Source organism: Ruegeria sp. BB6 (genome assembly GCF_056539385.1).
The window spans coordinates 140,500-155,314 of sequence record NZ_JBQFUW010000002.1 but is presented as its reverse complement, the minus strand read 5'-3'; the positions used below and the strand labels follow the sequence as shown (position 1 = coordinate 155,314).

Annotated in this window: 16 protein-coding genes; 4 read left to right on the top strand and 12 right to left on the bottom strand. The window is 59.1% G+C overall.

The window, feature by feature from the left end; genetic code table 11:
- Positions 1-2: 2 nt before the first annotated feature.
- From ACR0B7_RS05245 to ACR0B7_RS05195, 11 genes are all read right to left on the bottom strand, one after another.
- Positions 3-875 (bottom strand): helix-turn-helix transcriptional regulator, encoded by an 873-nt coding sequence (locus ACR0B7_RS05245; protein ID WP_170482423.1) that lies wholly within the window; start codon positions 873-875, stop codon positions 3-5.
- Positions 876-1,001 carry a hypothetical protein gene (locus ACR0B7_RS05240; RefSeq protein ID WP_480681042.1) on the bottom strand — a complete coding sequence of 42 codons (126 nt, stop codon included), beginning with the start codon at positions 999-1,001 and terminating at the stop codon, positions 876-878.
- A gap of 13 nt (positions 1,002-1,014) precedes the next feature.
- Positions 1,015-2,277, bottom strand: coding sequence for a c-type cytochrome (locus tag ACR0B7_RS05235; RefSeq protein ID WP_170482420.1), 1,263 nt, complete (start codon positions 2,275-2,277; stop codon positions 1,015-1,017).
- Positions 2,278-3,474: a formate dehydrogenase subunit gamma gene (locus tag ACR0B7_RS05230; protein WP_170383866.1), complete on the bottom strand. Its 1,197-nt coding sequence runs from the start codon at positions 3,472-3,474 to the stop codon at positions 2,278-2,280. It lies immediately after the preceding gene.
- A 27-nt stretch (positions 3,475-3,501) separates the two neighbouring features.
- The gene (locus ACR0B7_RS05225; RefSeq protein WP_170482417.1) at positions 3,502-3,852 is read right to left on the bottom strand and encodes an antibiotic biosynthesis monooxygenase; all 351 of its coding nucleotides are present in this window, start codon (positions 3,850-3,852) and stop codon (positions 3,502-3,504) included.
- A gap of 110 nt (positions 3,853-3,962) precedes the next feature.
- Positions 3,963-4,556 (bottom strand): formate dehydrogenase FDH3 subunit beta, encoded by a 594-nt coding sequence (gene fdh3B / locus ACR0B7_RS05220; protein ID WP_085821701.1) that lies wholly within the window; start codon positions 4,554-4,556, stop codon positions 3,963-3,965.
- 11 nt (positions 4,557-4,567) lie between these two features.
- Positions 4,568-7,462 (bottom strand): formate dehydrogenase subunit alpha, encoded by a 2,895-nt coding sequence (locus ACR0B7_RS05215; protein WP_170383870.1) that lies wholly within the window; start codon positions 7,460-7,462, stop codon positions 4,568-4,570.
- A 104-nt stretch (positions 7,463-7,566) separates the two neighbouring features.
- On the bottom strand, positions 7,567-7,755 hold the full coding sequence (locus tag ACR0B7_RS05210; protein ID WP_039530250.1) for a ubiquinol-cytochrome c reductase iron-sulfur subunit N-terminal domain-containing protein: 189 nt from the start codon (positions 7,753-7,755) through the stop codon (positions 7,567-7,569).
- Positions 7,756-7,812: 57 nt separating this feature from the next.
- Positions 7,813-8,424 (bottom strand): molecular chaperone TorD family protein, encoded by a 612-nt coding sequence (locus ACR0B7_RS05205; RefSeq protein WP_170482414.1) that lies wholly within the window; start codon positions 8,422-8,424, stop codon positions 7,813-7,815.
- Between the two features lie 4 nt (positions 8,425-8,428).
- Positions 8,429-9,001 carry a DUF3306 domain-containing protein gene (locus ACR0B7_RS05200; protein ID WP_170482411.1) on the bottom strand — a complete coding sequence of 191 codons (573 nt, stop codon included), beginning with the start codon at positions 8,999-9,001 and terminating at the stop codon, positions 8,429-8,431.
- Positions 8,998-9,552 (bottom strand): DUF3305 domain-containing protein, encoded by a 555-nt coding sequence (locus tag ACR0B7_RS05195; RefSeq protein ID WP_170383876.1) that lies wholly within the window; start codon positions 9,550-9,552, stop codon positions 8,998-9,000. Before ACR0B7_RS05195 ends, ACR0B7_RS05200 begins: the two co-directional genes overlap by 4 nt.
- Before the next feature lie 263 nt (positions 9,553-9,815).
- On the opposite strand from ACR0B7_RS05195, the gene ACR0B7_RS05190 reads away from it, so the two are divergent.
- Complete coding sequence (locus ACR0B7_RS05190; RefSeq protein ID WP_170569034.1) at positions 9,816-11,768, top strand: 4Fe-4S binding protein; 1,953 nt, start codon at positions 9,816-9,818, stop codon at positions 11,766-11,768.
- Here ACR0B7_RS05190 and ACR0B7_RS05185 read toward each other — a convergent pair.
- Positions 11,762-12,490 (bottom strand): c-type cytochrome, encoded by a 729-nt coding sequence (locus ACR0B7_RS05185; RefSeq protein ID WP_170569031.1) that lies wholly within the window; start codon positions 12,488-12,490, stop codon positions 11,762-11,764. The two genes, ACR0B7_RS05190 and ACR0B7_RS05185, sit on opposite strands and share 7 nt — an antisense overlap.
- Positions 12,491-12,579: 89 nt before the next feature.
- Here ACR0B7_RS05185 and ACR0B7_RS05180 point away from each other — a divergent pair, with 89 nt between their 5' ends.
- The 3 genes from ACR0B7_RS05180 to ACR0B7_RS05170 are packed head-to-tail and all read left to right on the top strand — an operon-like array spanning position 12,580 to position 14,812.
- Complete coding sequence (locus tag ACR0B7_RS05180; RefSeq protein ID WP_170416933.1) at positions 12,580-13,641, top strand: Mrp/NBP35 family ATP-binding protein; 1,062 nt, start codon at positions 12,580-12,582, stop codon at positions 13,639-13,641.
- Positions 13,638-14,336 (top strand): biotin/lipoate--protein ligase family protein, encoded by a 699-nt coding sequence (locus ACR0B7_RS05175; protein ID WP_170482402.1) that lies wholly within the window; start codon positions 13,638-13,640, stop codon positions 14,334-14,336. The genes ACR0B7_RS05180 and ACR0B7_RS05175 overlap by 4 nt, the downstream gene beginning before the upstream one ends.
- On the top strand, positions 14,333-14,812 hold the full coding sequence (locus ACR0B7_RS05170) for a DUF6505 family protein (RefSeq protein ID WP_170482397.1): 480 nt from the start codon (positions 14,333-14,335) through the stop codon (positions 14,810-14,812). Before ACR0B7_RS05175 ends, ACR0B7_RS05170 begins: the two co-directional genes overlap by 4 nt.
- Positions 14,813-14,815: the final 3 nt, after the last annotated feature.

Below are 14,815 nucleotides of genomic sequence, written 5' to 3'. Positions count from 1 at the left end.
AATCAGCCGCTGGCTCCGTTGTGGTGGATCGCGCCAAGCCCTGAAAGGTCATAACCGCCGAATTCTGCCGCGCGGGAAGCGAAACGATCGGACCGAAGAAAGCTGAGAAGCTTTTGCATTGGTTCATCGAAATAGGCGCGCCGCCAGATGGCCAGGTCCAGCCGTTCTGCGTGGGTCGGAACAAATCCAAGGTCATACAGCCCTGCCAGAGCGCCAAGGCCAAATCCCGCTTCGGCCTTGCCGTCATGCAGGGTGATGGCCAATTCCTCCTCGGTTCGGGCACAGGTTGGTAGGGGCTTCAGATTATCCCGTGTCAGACCGTGGGCCTTAAGCTGTTCATCGAATAGTCGCTGGCTGGCTGCGCTGTCCTGACGGAGAATGACTCTGCGGCCTTTTAGATCGGGAAAGCCCGAGACGCCGGTTACGCCGGGGGCTGTCAAAAGCCCGCGTTGCCGTTGAGCGACCTCGAGCAGAACCACTGGCGCTTCGCCGAGATGATCCCGAAGGGTTTCTTCGTTAAAGCCGCCACCTTCGTGAATGTGAAGGGCCGCGGCCTGTGCAGTTCGATCCTTTAGGCGGTTCAGCCCGTCGAATGAGCCATCATAATACGTCGCCAATCCTGAACCGCTTTCACGCAACGCCCAATCAAGCAATGGATCATGGCTTCCAGCGACAATAGGGGGAAGTGGGGATTCGGCGACTTGCGGACCTGTGCGGGATGCGTTCAGCCACGCGATGATCTCGGCCCTTGGGAACAGCAATTTGCCCATCGCGCGAACGCAGGGCACCTCACCCGAGGAAGCCAGGTCATAGGCTTTACGCTCGCCAATGCGCAGCAAGTCGGCCAGCTCTTTGGTGGTCAGATATTGAGACATTCAGTCGAGACGCACGGCCGAACCTGTACCGGCATCTGCAGCGCTGAAACCGATCTGGCTGAGCGCAAAGGGCGCGGCCACAGTGATCACGACCATTGCAGCGAGTGCGGCAAGAAAGGCTTTCATGTTCTCCTCCGGCTTAGTTTTCCGGTGCCGTGGCGCGGCGCAGAAAGGCAATCAGATCGCTTCTGTCGTTGGCTTGCGTAATCCGCTGCATTGGCATCTTCGTTCCCGGAATGTAGTGATCCGGCCCTTCGTCAAAAAGAGCGTTTATCGTGTCGTCATTCCAAACGATATCAGAGTCTTGCAGCGTATCCGAGTACAAATATCCCTGCACGCTGCCCGCCTTGCGTCCAAAGACACCGTGCAGGGTCGGTCCGGCGCGGCGTTGACCATCGGGCGTTATGCTGTGGCAAATCGAGCATTTGCGGGCGAACTGACGCTCGCCGTTGCTCATTTCATCCGGGTTTTTCAGGAAGCTGAGCTCGCCTTGGGCCATTTGTGTCTGGTTGCCAAGGCTTGCCACCGGCCAGCTATACATGGCTTCGTCGATACCTCCCGCGTGGATGTTCAGACCATCTGCGGAAAATGCCAACGCCCAGACCGGGCCGCGCAGGGTTGCGCGAAAGTCCTGCGCAATGCGCCATTCAACCGTGTCTATGACCATGATGTATCCCTCACCATCACCCACAGCCAGAAGGCTGCGGTCAGGGCTAAGCGCAAGGGCAAGGATCGGACGACGATCAAGGGTGAAATCTCGTTCCTCACCGGTATTCAAATCGTGAATACGGGTGACGCCGTCGACTGCGCCATATGCGATCCAGTTGTCCTGTTCGTTCAAAACCAATTCGTTGATACCAAAACCATGCTCGACCACGCGCAGGGTTTCTTGCCCGGTCTTCAAGTCCCACAACCGCAGGGTGCCATCCATACCGGCGGAATAAAGCTGCGATCCGTCAGCAGAGAACACCACAGTGTTTACGCCGCCCCCAGTCGGGCCAAGCGTTTTGGGCGCACTGCCGTCTAAGGGCCAAATGCCGATACTGCCATCCCAACTTGCCGTTGCCACTTGAGTTTTCGAGGCCGCAATGCTGACGATTTTGCCTTTGTGCTGTCCTATAACTTGGCCGCCGGGCCATTTTCTGAGGGTAAAATCGTCTCCGGCGGAATAGATCGCGGTGCCATTGAAGATGACACTGTTGACTGCGGCTTCGTGGCCCTCAAGCCACTCGGGTTTCTTGTCGGACCATATGCCGACCGAGTTGTCGAAACTGGCAGTGGCAATGCGCCCGTCAGGAGCAGTGGCGATCCCCATAATCGGCCCGCCGTGACCCTTGAGCGTAAAAAACTCGGCCAAGGCGGGCAGGGGCAAAAACGCCAGAGCCAGCACCAGAATACGCATCTACTCGGCGGGTGAGGCTGCTGTTTTACCGGCCTCTTTTTCCTGCACTTCCTCAAGCCAAAGCGAATGGTGTTCGCGCGCCCATTGTTCTTCGACCTCACCTGTGCCCATCGCGTCGAACGCGCCTTCCATTCCGACCGACCCGAGGTAGATGTGCGCAATGATGATGGCGATGAAGATATAGGCAACCATCACATGCCACACCTGTGCGTACTGCATTTCTTCTTGCGGCGACATCTGCGTCGGCAAGTCCAGCCCCATCAGTTGCGGCAGGCCCGTCGCATTTGCAATCGAGAAGGTCTTGGCGAAAAGCGGCATCTCGAACGGGAACAGCAAAGACAGACCTGACAGGCTGATCGAAATACCCAACAGGATACAGGCCCAGAAGATGATCTTTTGACCGGCGTTGAACTTTTTAGCGGGCGGGTGTGATCCCTTGGTGAAAAGCCCTCCGCCAGCAGCCAGCCACTTTAGGTCGACGCGGTTTGGTATGTTGTGCGAAATCCAGTTGATGGTAACGATCACCAGCCCGATCATGAAGGCCCAGGCGAGGTTGTTGTGTAGCCATTTGCACCCTTGCGCGATTGTTGCAAATCCCTCTTTGCCAAAGATAGGCATCAGGAAATCGCGCCCATATAGTGTAAGCAGTCCGGTCAGACCAAGGATCAGGAACGACCCTGCAAACAGCCAGTGCCCGAACCTCTCGAACCCATCAAACCGAGTGACCGTCCGCCCCGTTTTTTGCCCGTCGATCCGTATTTTTCCCCGGATCAGGAAAAACAGAAGAATGATCGCCATCATTCCGGCGATTATGTAGGTTCCGTACTCGCGCAGCGGTCCAGTTCGGAAGTTGAGCCACCACATGCCGCCATCCTGGATCAAAACGCTTGCAGCCGGACCTTTGGATGAAACTGTCACATCCGCCGATCCATAGCGCAGCGCCCGATATACATCGCTGTCAGAAGCCACGCCGCGCGTGCCTAGTTGCCCCAGCAATCCTTCGGCGTTGCCTTGGCCCGTATTCTCTGACCGATAAGAATTGTCGACCTTTTCGCCGCGCTGTCGGGCAAGAATGTCCTCTAACGTGGTTGCACCACCAGTAGAGGCGCGGTCAGGTGCCTGAGCTTCGGAAGTGTCCTGCGCCCAAGCGACCCCGGTTAGGAATATCGAAACGAGCAGGAAGTGGATCAGGCGCATTGGGATACCCTCCTGTGGGTTGGTGGCTTAGCGGTCGAACCCGCCTATCTGTTGGTGAAAGACCGCGCCAACCGGGGACAGGGCCGCACGCAGGTCATCTTTCGCAGGTCCGTAAACATCAAACTGAACGGGTGTCAGCAGCGTCATGAAACGCTGGGCAAAGTTGGCGCCGAAGTTCTGCATGTGGATCATGGCATCCTCGGAACTGGCGTAGCGTTCGTAGATGTGGACCGAGTTATCGCTCTGGTGCCATTCATAACTTTTTGCGCCGGTTTCCTGAAGGGTGGCCTTCACCATGTCGGCCATCAGCGCCTCGAAATCGGATTGTTTTTCGGGGCTCAGGTCCAGCTTTAGCAGCCAGTAAATTTCGTCGGTCATTTCAACTCCGTCACGGTCAAATCGTACGGCCGAACCAAACAGTGGATGCCGCACAAATCAGTGCGACAGCCCCCGACGTGACGCGGGGACTGTCGTTTCATTTGAAGACCTTAGCCGTCTTTCTGGTCGTAGGCAGTGCCCCAACCCCACGCGCCCGAGCCAAAGCCACGGGCGACGACGCGCTCGCGGTAGATGGCCGAGACCACGTCGCCGTCACCGGCAAGCAGGGCTTTGGTGGAACACATCTCGGCGCAGATGGGCAGTTTGCCCTCGGCGATCCGGTTGCGACCATATTTGGCGAACTCTGCGGTCGAGTGCGTTTCCTCGGGACCGCCAGCGCAGAAGGTACACTTGTCCATCTTGCCGCGCGATCCAAAGTTGCCTGCCTGCGGGTATTGCGGCGCGCCAAACGGACACGCATAGAAGCAATAGCCACAACCGATGCACAGATCCTTGGAGTGCAGGACGACCCCTTCTTCGTTCTGATAGAAGCAGTCGACCGGGCACACCGCCATGCAAGGCGCATCCGAACAATGCATACAGGCCACCGAGATCGAGCGTTCGCCCGGGTCGCCGTCATTGATCGTCACCACCCTGCGGCGGTTGATGCCCCACGGCACCTCGTGTTCGTTCTTACACGCGGTTACGCAGGCGTTGCACTCGATGCAGCGTTCAGCGTCGCAGAGAAACTTTGCTCTAGCCATTATCGTCCTCCTTACGCTGACCAGATTTTGCAGAGAGTCGCCTTCGTCTCCTGCATCTGGGTCACTGAATCATAGCCATAGGTCTGGGCGGTATTGGTACTTTCACCCAAGACATAAGGGTCAGCACCAGCAGGGTATTTCGCCCTGAGGTCTTCGCCTTGGAAATGGCCGCCAAAGTGGAATGGCATGAAGGCGACGCCGGCACCGACCCTGTTGGTCAGCATCGCCATCACCTTGACCTTGCCGCCCTCAGGACCTTCGACCCAGACCTGCGATCCGTCACGGATACCAAGGTTGTTGGCATCGCGCGGATTGATCTCGACGAACATGTCCTGCTGAAGCTCGGCCAGCCACGGGTTCGACCGTGTCTCGTCGCCGCCGCCTTCATACTCGACCAAGCGACCTGACGTCAGGATTATCGGGTAATCCTTTGAAAAGTCGTTCTTTTGGATCGAGGCGTAAAGGGTAGGCAGGCGATAGGCGTGCCGGTCCTCATAGGTTGGATAGTCCTCCACCAGATCGCGCCGGTTCGTGTAAAGCGGCTCGCGATGCAGTGGGATCGGATCCGGGAAGGTCCAGACGACCGCGCGGGCCTTTGCGTTCCCGAAGGGGGCGCAGCCATGCTCGATCGCGACCCGCTGGATACCGCCGGAAAGGTCGGTTTTCCAGTTGGTCTCTGGTCCCGCAACGGCGTCGATGGCCGCGCGTTCCTCGGCCGTCAGGTCGCCATCCCAACCAAGGTCCATCAACATCTGCATCGTGAATTCAGGGTATCCATCCTGAATTTCCGAACCGACGCTATAGACCCCTTCGGCCAGCAGGTTGTCGCCATCACGTTCCACGCCGAAACGGGCGCGGAAGGTCAGGCCGCCTTCGGCCACCGGTTTGGACATGTCATAGAGGTTCGGAGTCCCCGTATGACCCATTTCCGGCGTTCCCCAGCAGGGCCAGGGCAGACCGTAGTACTCGCCGTCATTCGGACCACCAACCGCTTGCAGCGTGGTTCTGTCGAACGTGTGCTGGTTGGCCATGTGGCTTTTCAGACGTTCCGGCGACTGACCCGTGTAACCGATGGTCCAGAGGCCCGAGTTGAACTCACGCGTGATGCTTTCAACATTCGGGGTTTCGGGGTCTTCCATCTCGATATTGCGGAAGAACCGATCCGCCCAGCCGAACTTGTTGGCGAACTTGGCCATGATGACCTCGTCCGGCAAGCTCTCGAACAGCGGATCAACCACCTTGTCGCGCCATTGTAGCGACCGGTTCGATGCCGTGACCGAGCCACGGGTTTCAAACTGGGTACAAGCGGGCAACAGATAGACGCCATCGGTGCGGTCATGCAAAACGGCCGAGACGGTGGGATACGGGTCGATCACGACCAGCATGTCCAGCTTCTCCATCGCCGTCTTCATCTCTGGACCCCGCGTTTGCGAGTTCGGAGCGTGACCCCACAGAACCATGGCACGGACGTTGTTGTCCTGATCCATGTTGGCTGGGTCTTCCAGAACACCATCGATCCAGCGCGAGACGGGGATGCCGCGCTCGTTCTGGAGCGGTTTGTCCTTGCCTTCCTTGTCCTTGATCGTCGCGAACTGACCAGCCAACCATTCGGGTTCTTCACCCCAGACACGGGCCCAGTGACCCCAAGCACCCTTGGACAGGCCGTAGTAGCCGGGCAGGGTGTGGGACAGAACACCAAGGTCCGTCGCGCCCTGCACGTTGTCATGGCCGCGGAAGATGTTGGTGCCACCACCCGAAGTGCCCATGTTGCCAAGCGCAAGCTGTAGTACGCAGTAGGCGCGGGTGTTGTTGTTGCCATTGGTGTGCTGCGTACCGCCCATGCACCAGATCACCGTGCCGGGACGGTTGTTGACCATGGTTCGGGCAACCCGCTTGAGCTGCGATCCGGGCACGCCGGTTACACGCTCGGTTTCCTCTGGGTTCCAGTTGGCGACTTCTTCACGGATCTGGTCCATGCCCCAGACACGGGTGCGGATGAACTCTTTGTCCTCCCAGCCGTTGTCAAAGATATGCCACAGGATACCCCAGACCAGCGCCACGTCCGTGCCGGGGCGGAAGCGGACATATTCATCCGCGTGTGCCGCAGTTCGTGTAAAGCGCGGGTCGCAGACGATCAGCGGTGCGTTGTTCTGTTCTTTCGCGCGCAGAACATGCAGCAGCGAGACGGGGTGCGCCTCGGCTGGATTGCCGCCGATGATGAAGATCGCCCGAGAGTTGTGGATGTCATTGTACGAATTGGTCATGGCGCCGTAGCCCCATGTGTTCGCAACACCCGCAACCGTGGTCGAGTGGCAGATACGGGCCTGATGGTCCACGTTGTTCGTGCCCCAGTAGGCGGCGAACTTGCGGAACAGGTAAGCCTGTTCGTTGTTGTGCTTGGCCGATCCCAGCCAATACACGCTGTCCGGCCCGGATTCTTCGCGGATTTGCATCATGCCGTCGCCGATCTCGTTGATCGCCTCTTCCCAGCTGATGCGCTTCCACTCTCCGCCTTCCTTTTTCATCGGATATTTCAGGCGGCGCTCGCCGTGGGCGTGCTCGCGGACCGAGGCACCCTTGGCGCAGTGGGCACCCAGATTGAACGGGCTATCCCAGCCGGGTTCCTGCCCGATCCAGACGCCGTTCTGCACTTCGGCGACGACGGTACAGCCGACCGAGCAGTGGGTGCAGATGGATTTTATGTTTTCAACGGCCTGATTTGCCGCTGTCTGGGCGCTGGCGGGCGTCACGGTTCCACCCGTGGCGCTGATCGCGGCAAGGCCGCCGATCGTCAGGCCCGAGCCACGCAGGAATGCGCGGCGATCGACGGTTTTCTCGCCGATCTGGGACAGGATACTTGTCCGCTGGGGGCGTCTCGCAACCCCGTTGGTCTTTTTCCTAAGCATTTCTTTCCTCCCTTGCTGGCCATGTCAGCCATGGCTGGCTTGGTACTGCTGATGCCGACGTCAGGGCCAATCGCAACCGTCTGTCGGGTGTGACGTCGTCCGGCTTAGAACCGGGCGCTGTCTAGGTAGGCGCGTGTGTGCGCGGTATCCTGCATCCGGGTTTCGTCCGTCGGCAGCTCGGCTGCCTCGGCTTTCCCGGTCAGGCTGGCGGCGGCGACAGCAGCGGGCGCTGCGGTTCCGGCCAGTTTGAGGAAGTCGCGGCGGGTTGCGCCTTCTTCCTTGGTCTTGCTCATGGGTGTCTCCTCTCCCATTTGCGTATGAGCGCCCTTTGGGACGCTGGCGAGTGGCGGCTAGGCCGCCGTCATTCGGAAGGCTTCGCGTTCGATCTCCATGAAGACCCGACCGGCGGTACCGATCGAGGCATAGAGGACCGAGTTCTCGGCTCCTTCCAAATCCGAATAGAAATGTGCGGCCCACGGGCCGATATGCTTGTTCCAGAACGCTTTTTGGTCGTCCAACGTGGCGGGCGTGCCGAAACGCCCGACGATCATGCCCGCCATCATCTCCATCAGCGAGGCGATGTTGTCTTCCGGTTCAAATACATTCTGTGCACGGGTTATCCCACGCGCAGCCATGTCGTTGCGAAGCTGGGCCAGAGGTTTCTCGTTCAGAAAACCTGTAAGGTAGTAACTTGCATAAGGCAGCAATTCTCCGCGCCCCAAGCCAATGAACAGCGCGTTGAACTCACGCTCGGCCGCTGCGGGTTTCGTCACCTTGGCGACACGCGACATTGCCTGAATCGCCTGACCCAGATCAGTTTCATCCCCGGTCAGGCCGGCCACCTGATCCAGCAGTATCTGATCCGGCGGCGCCGCCATCAGCAGCCCAAGGAAGTTGTAGAAATCCGCGCGCAGACGGTCTTCGGTCGAGACATCCATCTTTTGCGCTTCGCTTGCGGTCATAGGGTTACCCTTCAAATTCAAATTTCATGCGGCGCGGGGCAGGGTGCACGTCTGCCTCTTGCGGTTCTTCAAGGTCGGCCATGATAATAGGCGTAGGGGCTGGTTCCTCAGCGACTTGAGGTTCTTCTTCGATTGCAGCAGCTTCGATCTCGACCTCAGGTTCGTCTTCTTCGGCCTCAGCCGCCAGAGCTTCGATATGGGCGAGCATTCCCTTGCCAACCTGATAAGCCGTCTGGATGTTTTCGATCACGCAGGCGGCGTCGGTGTAATCCTCACCATAATCAACAAGCCCGTCGACATTGGCCAGCACCGGGTTCAGCCGCCACAACCGACGCAGCGCGCGGCGACGCAGTCGGTCAGGTACGGCCTTTGCCATGAAACCCGAGACGTCATCGCCAGCTTGCAACTGATCGGGATCGGGCAAGTTGAACTCGGCCAGAATTTCAGCGTCCGTCTTTTCCTCCAACTCTGCCTTCTGAGCAGCGATGGCCTGTTCTTCCACCGCCAGTACTTCGGCATCGGCTTCGGCCTGAACAGCGGCCTTGCGGCGGGACCAGAAATCGCGAGCTTCGGTCACTGCACAATCCTCCGAGGTGCGCGGTAGACATCTGATGCTTGCCGGATGCGCGCGTCGCCTTTGCCGTCCTCTACAAGGTCCGTGCGCTTTTTGTCCCGGCGGCGTTTTACGAAAACCTCGTCACGGTGATGTTCCAAAGCGAAATCCCGAACCCAGGCAATCAACCCTTCAGTCATCGGGATCTTCTCGACAATCTCCTCTCCGGTATCGGCATAGTCCTGCCCCTCGAACGGGGACGCGGTGACCAGAACCGCGTCCATCGGGCGCTGGCCATCCAAGGCGTCACGCAAAACCAGATAGATCGACGGCTGCCCGTCCGACAGGTTCACCATGTAGGCTTCGGTTTCGTCCGCCCAAAGGGTCAGCGGCAGGGTGGCGGCATGGTACTCAATGGCCTCACCCTCGCGTCGCATTTCATGCCAATCGGCTGGCCCCGCACCGGGCAGAACGGCAACGGCGCGCCAGTTCCACTTGGCCCAGCGGGTTACACCAGGTGTCTTGCGCACGACGACGCCTATTGGCATTTCAATCTGGTTAGCGGCCTTCGCCACGTAATCCTCCCCGGAAGGCTCTCCCCGACCTTCCCCTACGTCCACTATGATACACAAAATAGCTCTGTGCCAAGCCCGATGCCTACGACCTTAGTCGTAGGGCGTGATCGCATATTCGCGAGCAACCCTCGGGACACCTTAGTTTTAACGCTTATCTGGGGTATTTGGCATGCGCCCAACCCGTTCAGGCACAGGGTTTACATTGCCACTTTGGGAATACAGCCTACTGTGCTGAGGAAAGGCGCGACGTCCGGGGAGGGGATATGAGCACCAAGATACTTCTTTGCGACTGCGCGGGGTCTCAATCCATTGACGCCGAAAAGCTAACGTCGGCCTGCGATGTGGCGTGTTCAAAGGTTCACACGGCGCTATGCACCCGAGAGATCGAGGCGGCGGCTGCGCTGATGCAGGAAGGCGACACAATTATCGCCTGTGGGCAGGAACAAGACGTTTTTCGGGCGCTGGCGGAAGAACTGGAACTGGATGTGCCGGGGTTCGTCGATCTGCGGGATCGTGCGGGCTGGTCCGAGCAGGGGAAAGATGCAGCACCCAAGATGGCGGCCTTGGCTGCCGAGGCTCTGCTGCCTCAGCCAATAACGCCAAGTGTGGATGTGTTCAGCGAAGGCACCTGTTTCGTCATTGGACCCGGAGCAGTCGCCTTTGATGTGGCCGAGCGGCTGGCGACCACGCTCGCTGTGACGGTATTGGTGACAGATGACGCCGAACCGGTGTCGCGGGCCTACGACGTTGTGCGGGGGCGCATCAAATCGCTGGACGGAGCTTTGGGCGGGTTCACCCTGTCGATGGACGCTTTGCAGCAACTTGAACCCGGTGGGCGTGGAGCGTTTGCGTGGAGCGAGCCGCGTGATAAGGCCAAGTCGTCCTGCGACATCGTGTTGGACCTCACGGGCGGCACGCCCTTTGTGCAGGCGCCCGCCAAACGGGAAGGGTATCTGAGCGCAGACCCCAAGGATGCCGTTGCCGTCGAACGCTTGGCGTTCGAGGCCGCGCAACTGGTGGGTACGTTTGAGAAGCCTCTATATGTTCGGGTTGAGGAAAGCCTTTGCGCCCATTCACGGGCCGAGCAGGTGGGGTGCACGAATTGTCTGGATATCTGCCCGACCGGAGCAATCACTCCGGCAGGTGAGCATGTTGCAATAGACCCGATGATTTGCGCGGGGTGCGGGGCGTGCGCCGCGCTCTGCCCATCAACCGCAATCACGTATGAAGACCCACCTGTCTCGGCCCTGCTGTCGCGGATGCATATCCTTGCGCGAACCTATCGCCGGGCCGGAGGGCAAGCACCGCGGCTGTTGGTCCATGATGCGCATGGGGCTGAAATGATCCGTTTGGTTGCTCGTTTCGGCAGGGGGCTGCCCTCCGATGTGATCCCGATTGAGTTGAATGTGATCTCCGGTTTTGGCCATGCCGAAATGCTGGCAGCGCTGGCGCATGGGTTTGCGCGGGTCGATGTTGTGCTTGCGCCGACCACAGAACGGGACGCATTGGAACGTGAGCTTGAACTGGCACAGGCGATCGCCGGAACTGACGCGCTTGGTCTGATCGACGAGACCGACCCGGATGCGCTGTCGGATGTGCTGTATGAACAAAACGCGCCGGTTCCACTGGCTGATCCGGTCCTGCCGCTTGGCAATCGCCGTCAGATCGCGCGATTGGCGGCTCAGGCGCTTAATCCCGAAGCTGAGGCGCCGATGCCACTGCCAGAAGGCGCACCGTATGGGGCTGTCGCGGTCAACACAGACGCCTGTACCTTGTGCCTGAGCTGCGTGTCGCTGTGCCCGTCCGGGGCATTGATCGACAACCCGGATAAGCCGCAGTTGAACTTTCAGCAGGACGCCTGTCTGCAATGCGGGATGTGTAAAACGATCTGCCCCGAGAACGCGATAACGCTTGTTCCGCAACTTGACCTCAGCGATGCGGCCCTGTCCCAGCAGGTGTTGAACGAGGAAGAACCCTTTGCCTGCGTGGAATGTGGGGCATTGTTCGGTGTCAAATCGACGGTCGAGCGTATCATGGAAAAACTGTCGGGTGCGCACCCGATGTTTGCGACCTCGGACAAGGCGCGCATGATCCAGATGTGCGACAACTGCCGCGTGAACGCGCAGTTTCAGCAGAAGGACAACCCGTTCCAGTCCAATCCGAAGCCAAAGGTCGTCACCACCGACGACTACTTTTCAAAAAGAAAGGATCACTGAAGCTGCAGCGGCGCGCCCAGATCGGCGGCTTTTATGACGGATACGAAAGCCAATATCGCCTCTAACTCGTCCAGTGTCATCTCGACCGGATGGATGGGGGACGGGCGTTCAGGGTCAAACGGAGGGGTCAGCCCTTCGATTTGCGTGAAGGACGGATGGGGGTTGAGGGCAAAAAACGCCTCGAACCGTTCAGACCAGTCAGGCATCGCGCGCAGCACCGCGAATGACGGGGTGGAGCCCAGACCGTTCATTCTGTTTTTGGGGCCGATCACGTGGCACCGTCCGCAATGCGTCATCGACAGTTCTTCGCCCAATGCTGCATTGCCGTCGATCACGGTTTCCTGTTGGACGGCAGTAACCTTGAAGCTGGCGGAAAACGGCGGGCCGTTTTCTGGGCTGAACCCTTCGACGGTGCGTTTACCAATGTCCGACAGCAGCCAGTCGCGGAACCTTTCGTGTCTGGCGTCGTCTTGGATGCGCAGGTGGTAGATCACGCCGTCTCGGGCAAAGACGGGATCGCCCGGCGGGGCCGTTTCCAGCACCAAAACACCCGCGTCATCTGCAATAACGCGAATACCGGTCTTGAGAGAGAAGCGTGGAAGGATATGTTGCAATAGACCAGAGTCTGTAACCTCGGCCGGGGCAGCAAACCCCAACGCCTCCTGCGACCAAGAGGGGGTGGTAGAGAACGTCAGGCTCAGGCACAAAAGGACAATGCGCATGGGGCCAGCCTAACGGCACGGACCCGAATGCGTCAAATAGACTGAAAGAGATAAAGACACATGGTAGGGCAAGGCAAAGGGTTTACAGCATGAGCGTTCGTGACGCGGTTCTAGCGAACCTGAAGAAAATCACAGACCCTGTATCCGGACAGGACATTGTCAGCGCTGGCGTGGTCCGCGCACTGAATGTCGATGGTGATACCGTGCGGTTCGTGTTGGAAATCGACCCAAAGCAGGCCGAACGCATGGAGCCAGTGCGCGCCGCTGCTGAGCAGGCGGCACAGACGGTGAGTGGAGTTTCCAAAGTCTCGGCGATGATGACCGCCCATTCCGAAAAGGCGCCGCCTGACCTCAAGCCCAAACCCAAACCATCGCAGACCGGGCCGCAGGCTGTGGCGGGTGTTGACCGGATCATTGCCGTTGCATCCGGTAAAGGTGGCGTAGGAAAATCTACGGTTTCCGCGAACTTAGCCTGCGCACTTGCGGCGGAAGGGCGGCGGGTTGGCCTGTTGGATGCTGATGTCTATGGACCGTCGCAACCTCGGATGCTGGGTGTCTCTGGTCGTCCGGCCAGCCCGGATGGAAAGACGATCCTGCCGCTGCGCAATCACGGCGTCACCATGATGTCGATGGGGTTGATGACAAACGAAGGTCAGGCGGTTGTCTGGCGCGGTCCGATGCTGATGGGCGCGCTGCAACAGATGATGAATCAGGTGCAGTGGGGTGCGCTCGACGTGCTGATCGTCGACTTGCCGCCCGGCACTGGCGATGTCCAGTTGACGCTGAGCCAGAAGTTCAAGGTGGATGGGGCAATCGTCGTGTCGACTCCGCAGGACGTGGCCCTGATCGACGCCCGTAAGGGGATCGACATGTTCAATCAACTCAAGACACCGATCGTCGGGATGATTGAGAATATGTCCACCCATATCTGTTCCAACTGCGGGCATGAGGAACACGTGTTCGGTCACGGAGGCGTGGCCTCCGAAGCCGAGTCGCTGGGTATTCCGTTGCTAGGCGAAATACCGTTGCATCTGGACATCCGCGTCGCCGCTGACGGAGGTGCACCCATCGTGGTCAGTAAACCCGACAGCCCGCAGGCAGATGCGTTCCGAAAGATCGCGCGCGATCTGATCGCCAAGGGCAACGCATGACGCAGCCGGTCTTTCCACCTTTGCTGACAGGGCATCCGGTACAAGGTGGAGAAGATCCGTTCCAGCGCGCCCAGGCCATGGCCGCGCTAGGATGTGATGCGGGGGCAGTGGTCTACAACATTCAGGCGGACCGCCTGCGTGTTGCCATTGTCTTTGCGCCCGAAGTTCCCTTGCAGGATGCGATGGCTATGCTTCCGCTTTGTGCCGTGGGGTTTCAGAATGCACTAGGTGCCTTGGCCCCGCCCGAAGTCGCGGTGCATTTGGATTGGGACGGGCCGATCTGCGTGAATGGTGCGAAATGCGGCGCGTTTCACGTCGTGGCATCGACAGATGCGCCGAATGAGGAACCGGATTGGTTGATCGTGGGGTGGGATCTGGCCTTGCTGCAAACCAGCGACGCGCCCGGCGAAAACCCCGATATTACAGCGCTTTATGACGAGGGGTGCGCCGAAGTTACGGCGACTCAGTTGGTCGAAAGCTGGTCGCGGCACACGCTGACATGGCTCAACCGCTGGCAAGAGGACGGCAATGCGTCGCTGCACGCCGAATGGATGGGGCTATTGCGTGGGGTCGGGGAACCTTACGGCGAAAAGGGCGTCTTTCTGGGCACCGATGAGAGGTTCGGTATGCTGATCCGCGACGGGGCAGACACACACCTTGTGCCGCTGACGGAGTTATTGGAGAACGGAAAATGAAACTGGCCCGAGCGATCCATTTCGATGAAAGCGACATGAATGTCTTTCACTCTCCGGCCCGGACGGGTGAGTGGTGTATTTCCGGCGGATTCGAGTTCTCAAACTGGGGCGAGGGCGATCTGGAGGGCAAAGCTCGTCAAGCCTTTTCCAATGGTTGGTTGGGGTTGGAAACCTTTGGGCGCGTGACCTTTGTTGCGGTCACGCAGATCGAACAGGCCGAGCTTGATCAGATCATGCAGAACCTTGCTGATCACTTTGTGCAATTCTATGGCGCGCCGTCCGTCGATGTTGCGCTGGAAGTCGCGCGATCCGAGATCAAACACATGACTGAACTATGCGATGAACACGCGCCGAATACACTTCTGACCGTGGTCAGAGAATTAACCGACACAGGTGTGCACGAAGCGTTTCGGATCATCACGCCACAAGAAACGCAGCTTGAGGCGCTGGCCGTTCACGGCTCGCTTGATGACTGACGC

Bases quoted from the DNA above. Each gene is read 5' to 3' on its own strand.
- ACR0B7_RS05245 (WP_170482423.1), bottom strand. From the start codon at position 875: ATGTCTCAATATCTGACCACCAAAGAGCTGGCCGACTTGCTGCGCATT.
- ACR0B7_RS05240 (WP_480681042.1), bottom strand. From the start codon at position 1,001: ATGAAAGCCTTTCTTGCCGCACTCGCTGCAATGGTCGTGATCACTGTG.
- ACR0B7_RS05235 (WP_170482420.1), bottom strand. From the start codon at position 2,277: ATGCGTATTCTGGTGCTGGCTCTGGCGTTTTTGCCCCTGCCCGCCTTG.
- ACR0B7_RS05230 (WP_170383866.1), bottom strand. From the start codon at position 3,474: ATGCGCCTGATCCACTTCCTGCTCGTTTCGATATTCCTAACCGGGGTC.
- ACR0B7_RS05225 (WP_170482417.1), bottom strand. From the start codon at position 3,852: ATGACCGACGAAATTTACTGGCTGCTAAAGCTGGACCTGAGCCCCGAA.
- fdh3B (WP_085821701.1), bottom strand. From the start codon at position 4,556: ATGGCTAGAGCAAAGTTTCTCTGCGACGCTGAACGCTGCATCGAGTGC.
- ACR0B7_RS05215 (WP_170383870.1), bottom strand. From the start codon at position 7,462: ATGCTTAGGAAAAAGACCAACGGGGTTGCGAGACGCCCCCAGCGGACA.
- ACR0B7_RS05210 (WP_039530250.1), bottom strand. From the start codon at position 7,755: ATGAGCAAGACCAAGGAAGAAGGCGCAACCCGCCGCGACTTCCTCAAA.
- ACR0B7_RS05205 (WP_170482414.1), bottom strand. From the start codon at position 8,424: ATGACCGCAAGCGAAGCGCAAAAGATGGATGTCTCGACCGAAGACCGT.
- ACR0B7_RS05190 (WP_170569034.1), top strand. From the start codon at position 9,816: ATGAGCACCAAGATACTTCTTTGCGACTGCGCGGGGTCTCAATCCATT.
- ACR0B7_RS05185 (WP_170569031.1), bottom strand. From the start codon at position 12,490: ATGCGCATTGTCCTTTTGTGCCTGAGCCTGACGTTCTCTACCACCCCC.
- ACR0B7_RS05180 (WP_170416933.1), top strand. From the start codon at position 12,580: ATGAGCGTTCGTGACGCGGTTCTAGCGAACCTGAAGAAAATCACAGAC.
- ACR0B7_RS05175 (WP_170482402.1), top strand. From the start codon at position 13,638: ATGACGCAGCCGGTCTTTCCACCTTTGCTGACAGGGCATCCGGTACAA.
- ACR0B7_RS05170 (WP_170482397.1), top strand. From the start codon at position 14,333: ATGAAACTGGCCCGAGCGATCCATTTCGATGAAAGCGACATGAATGTC.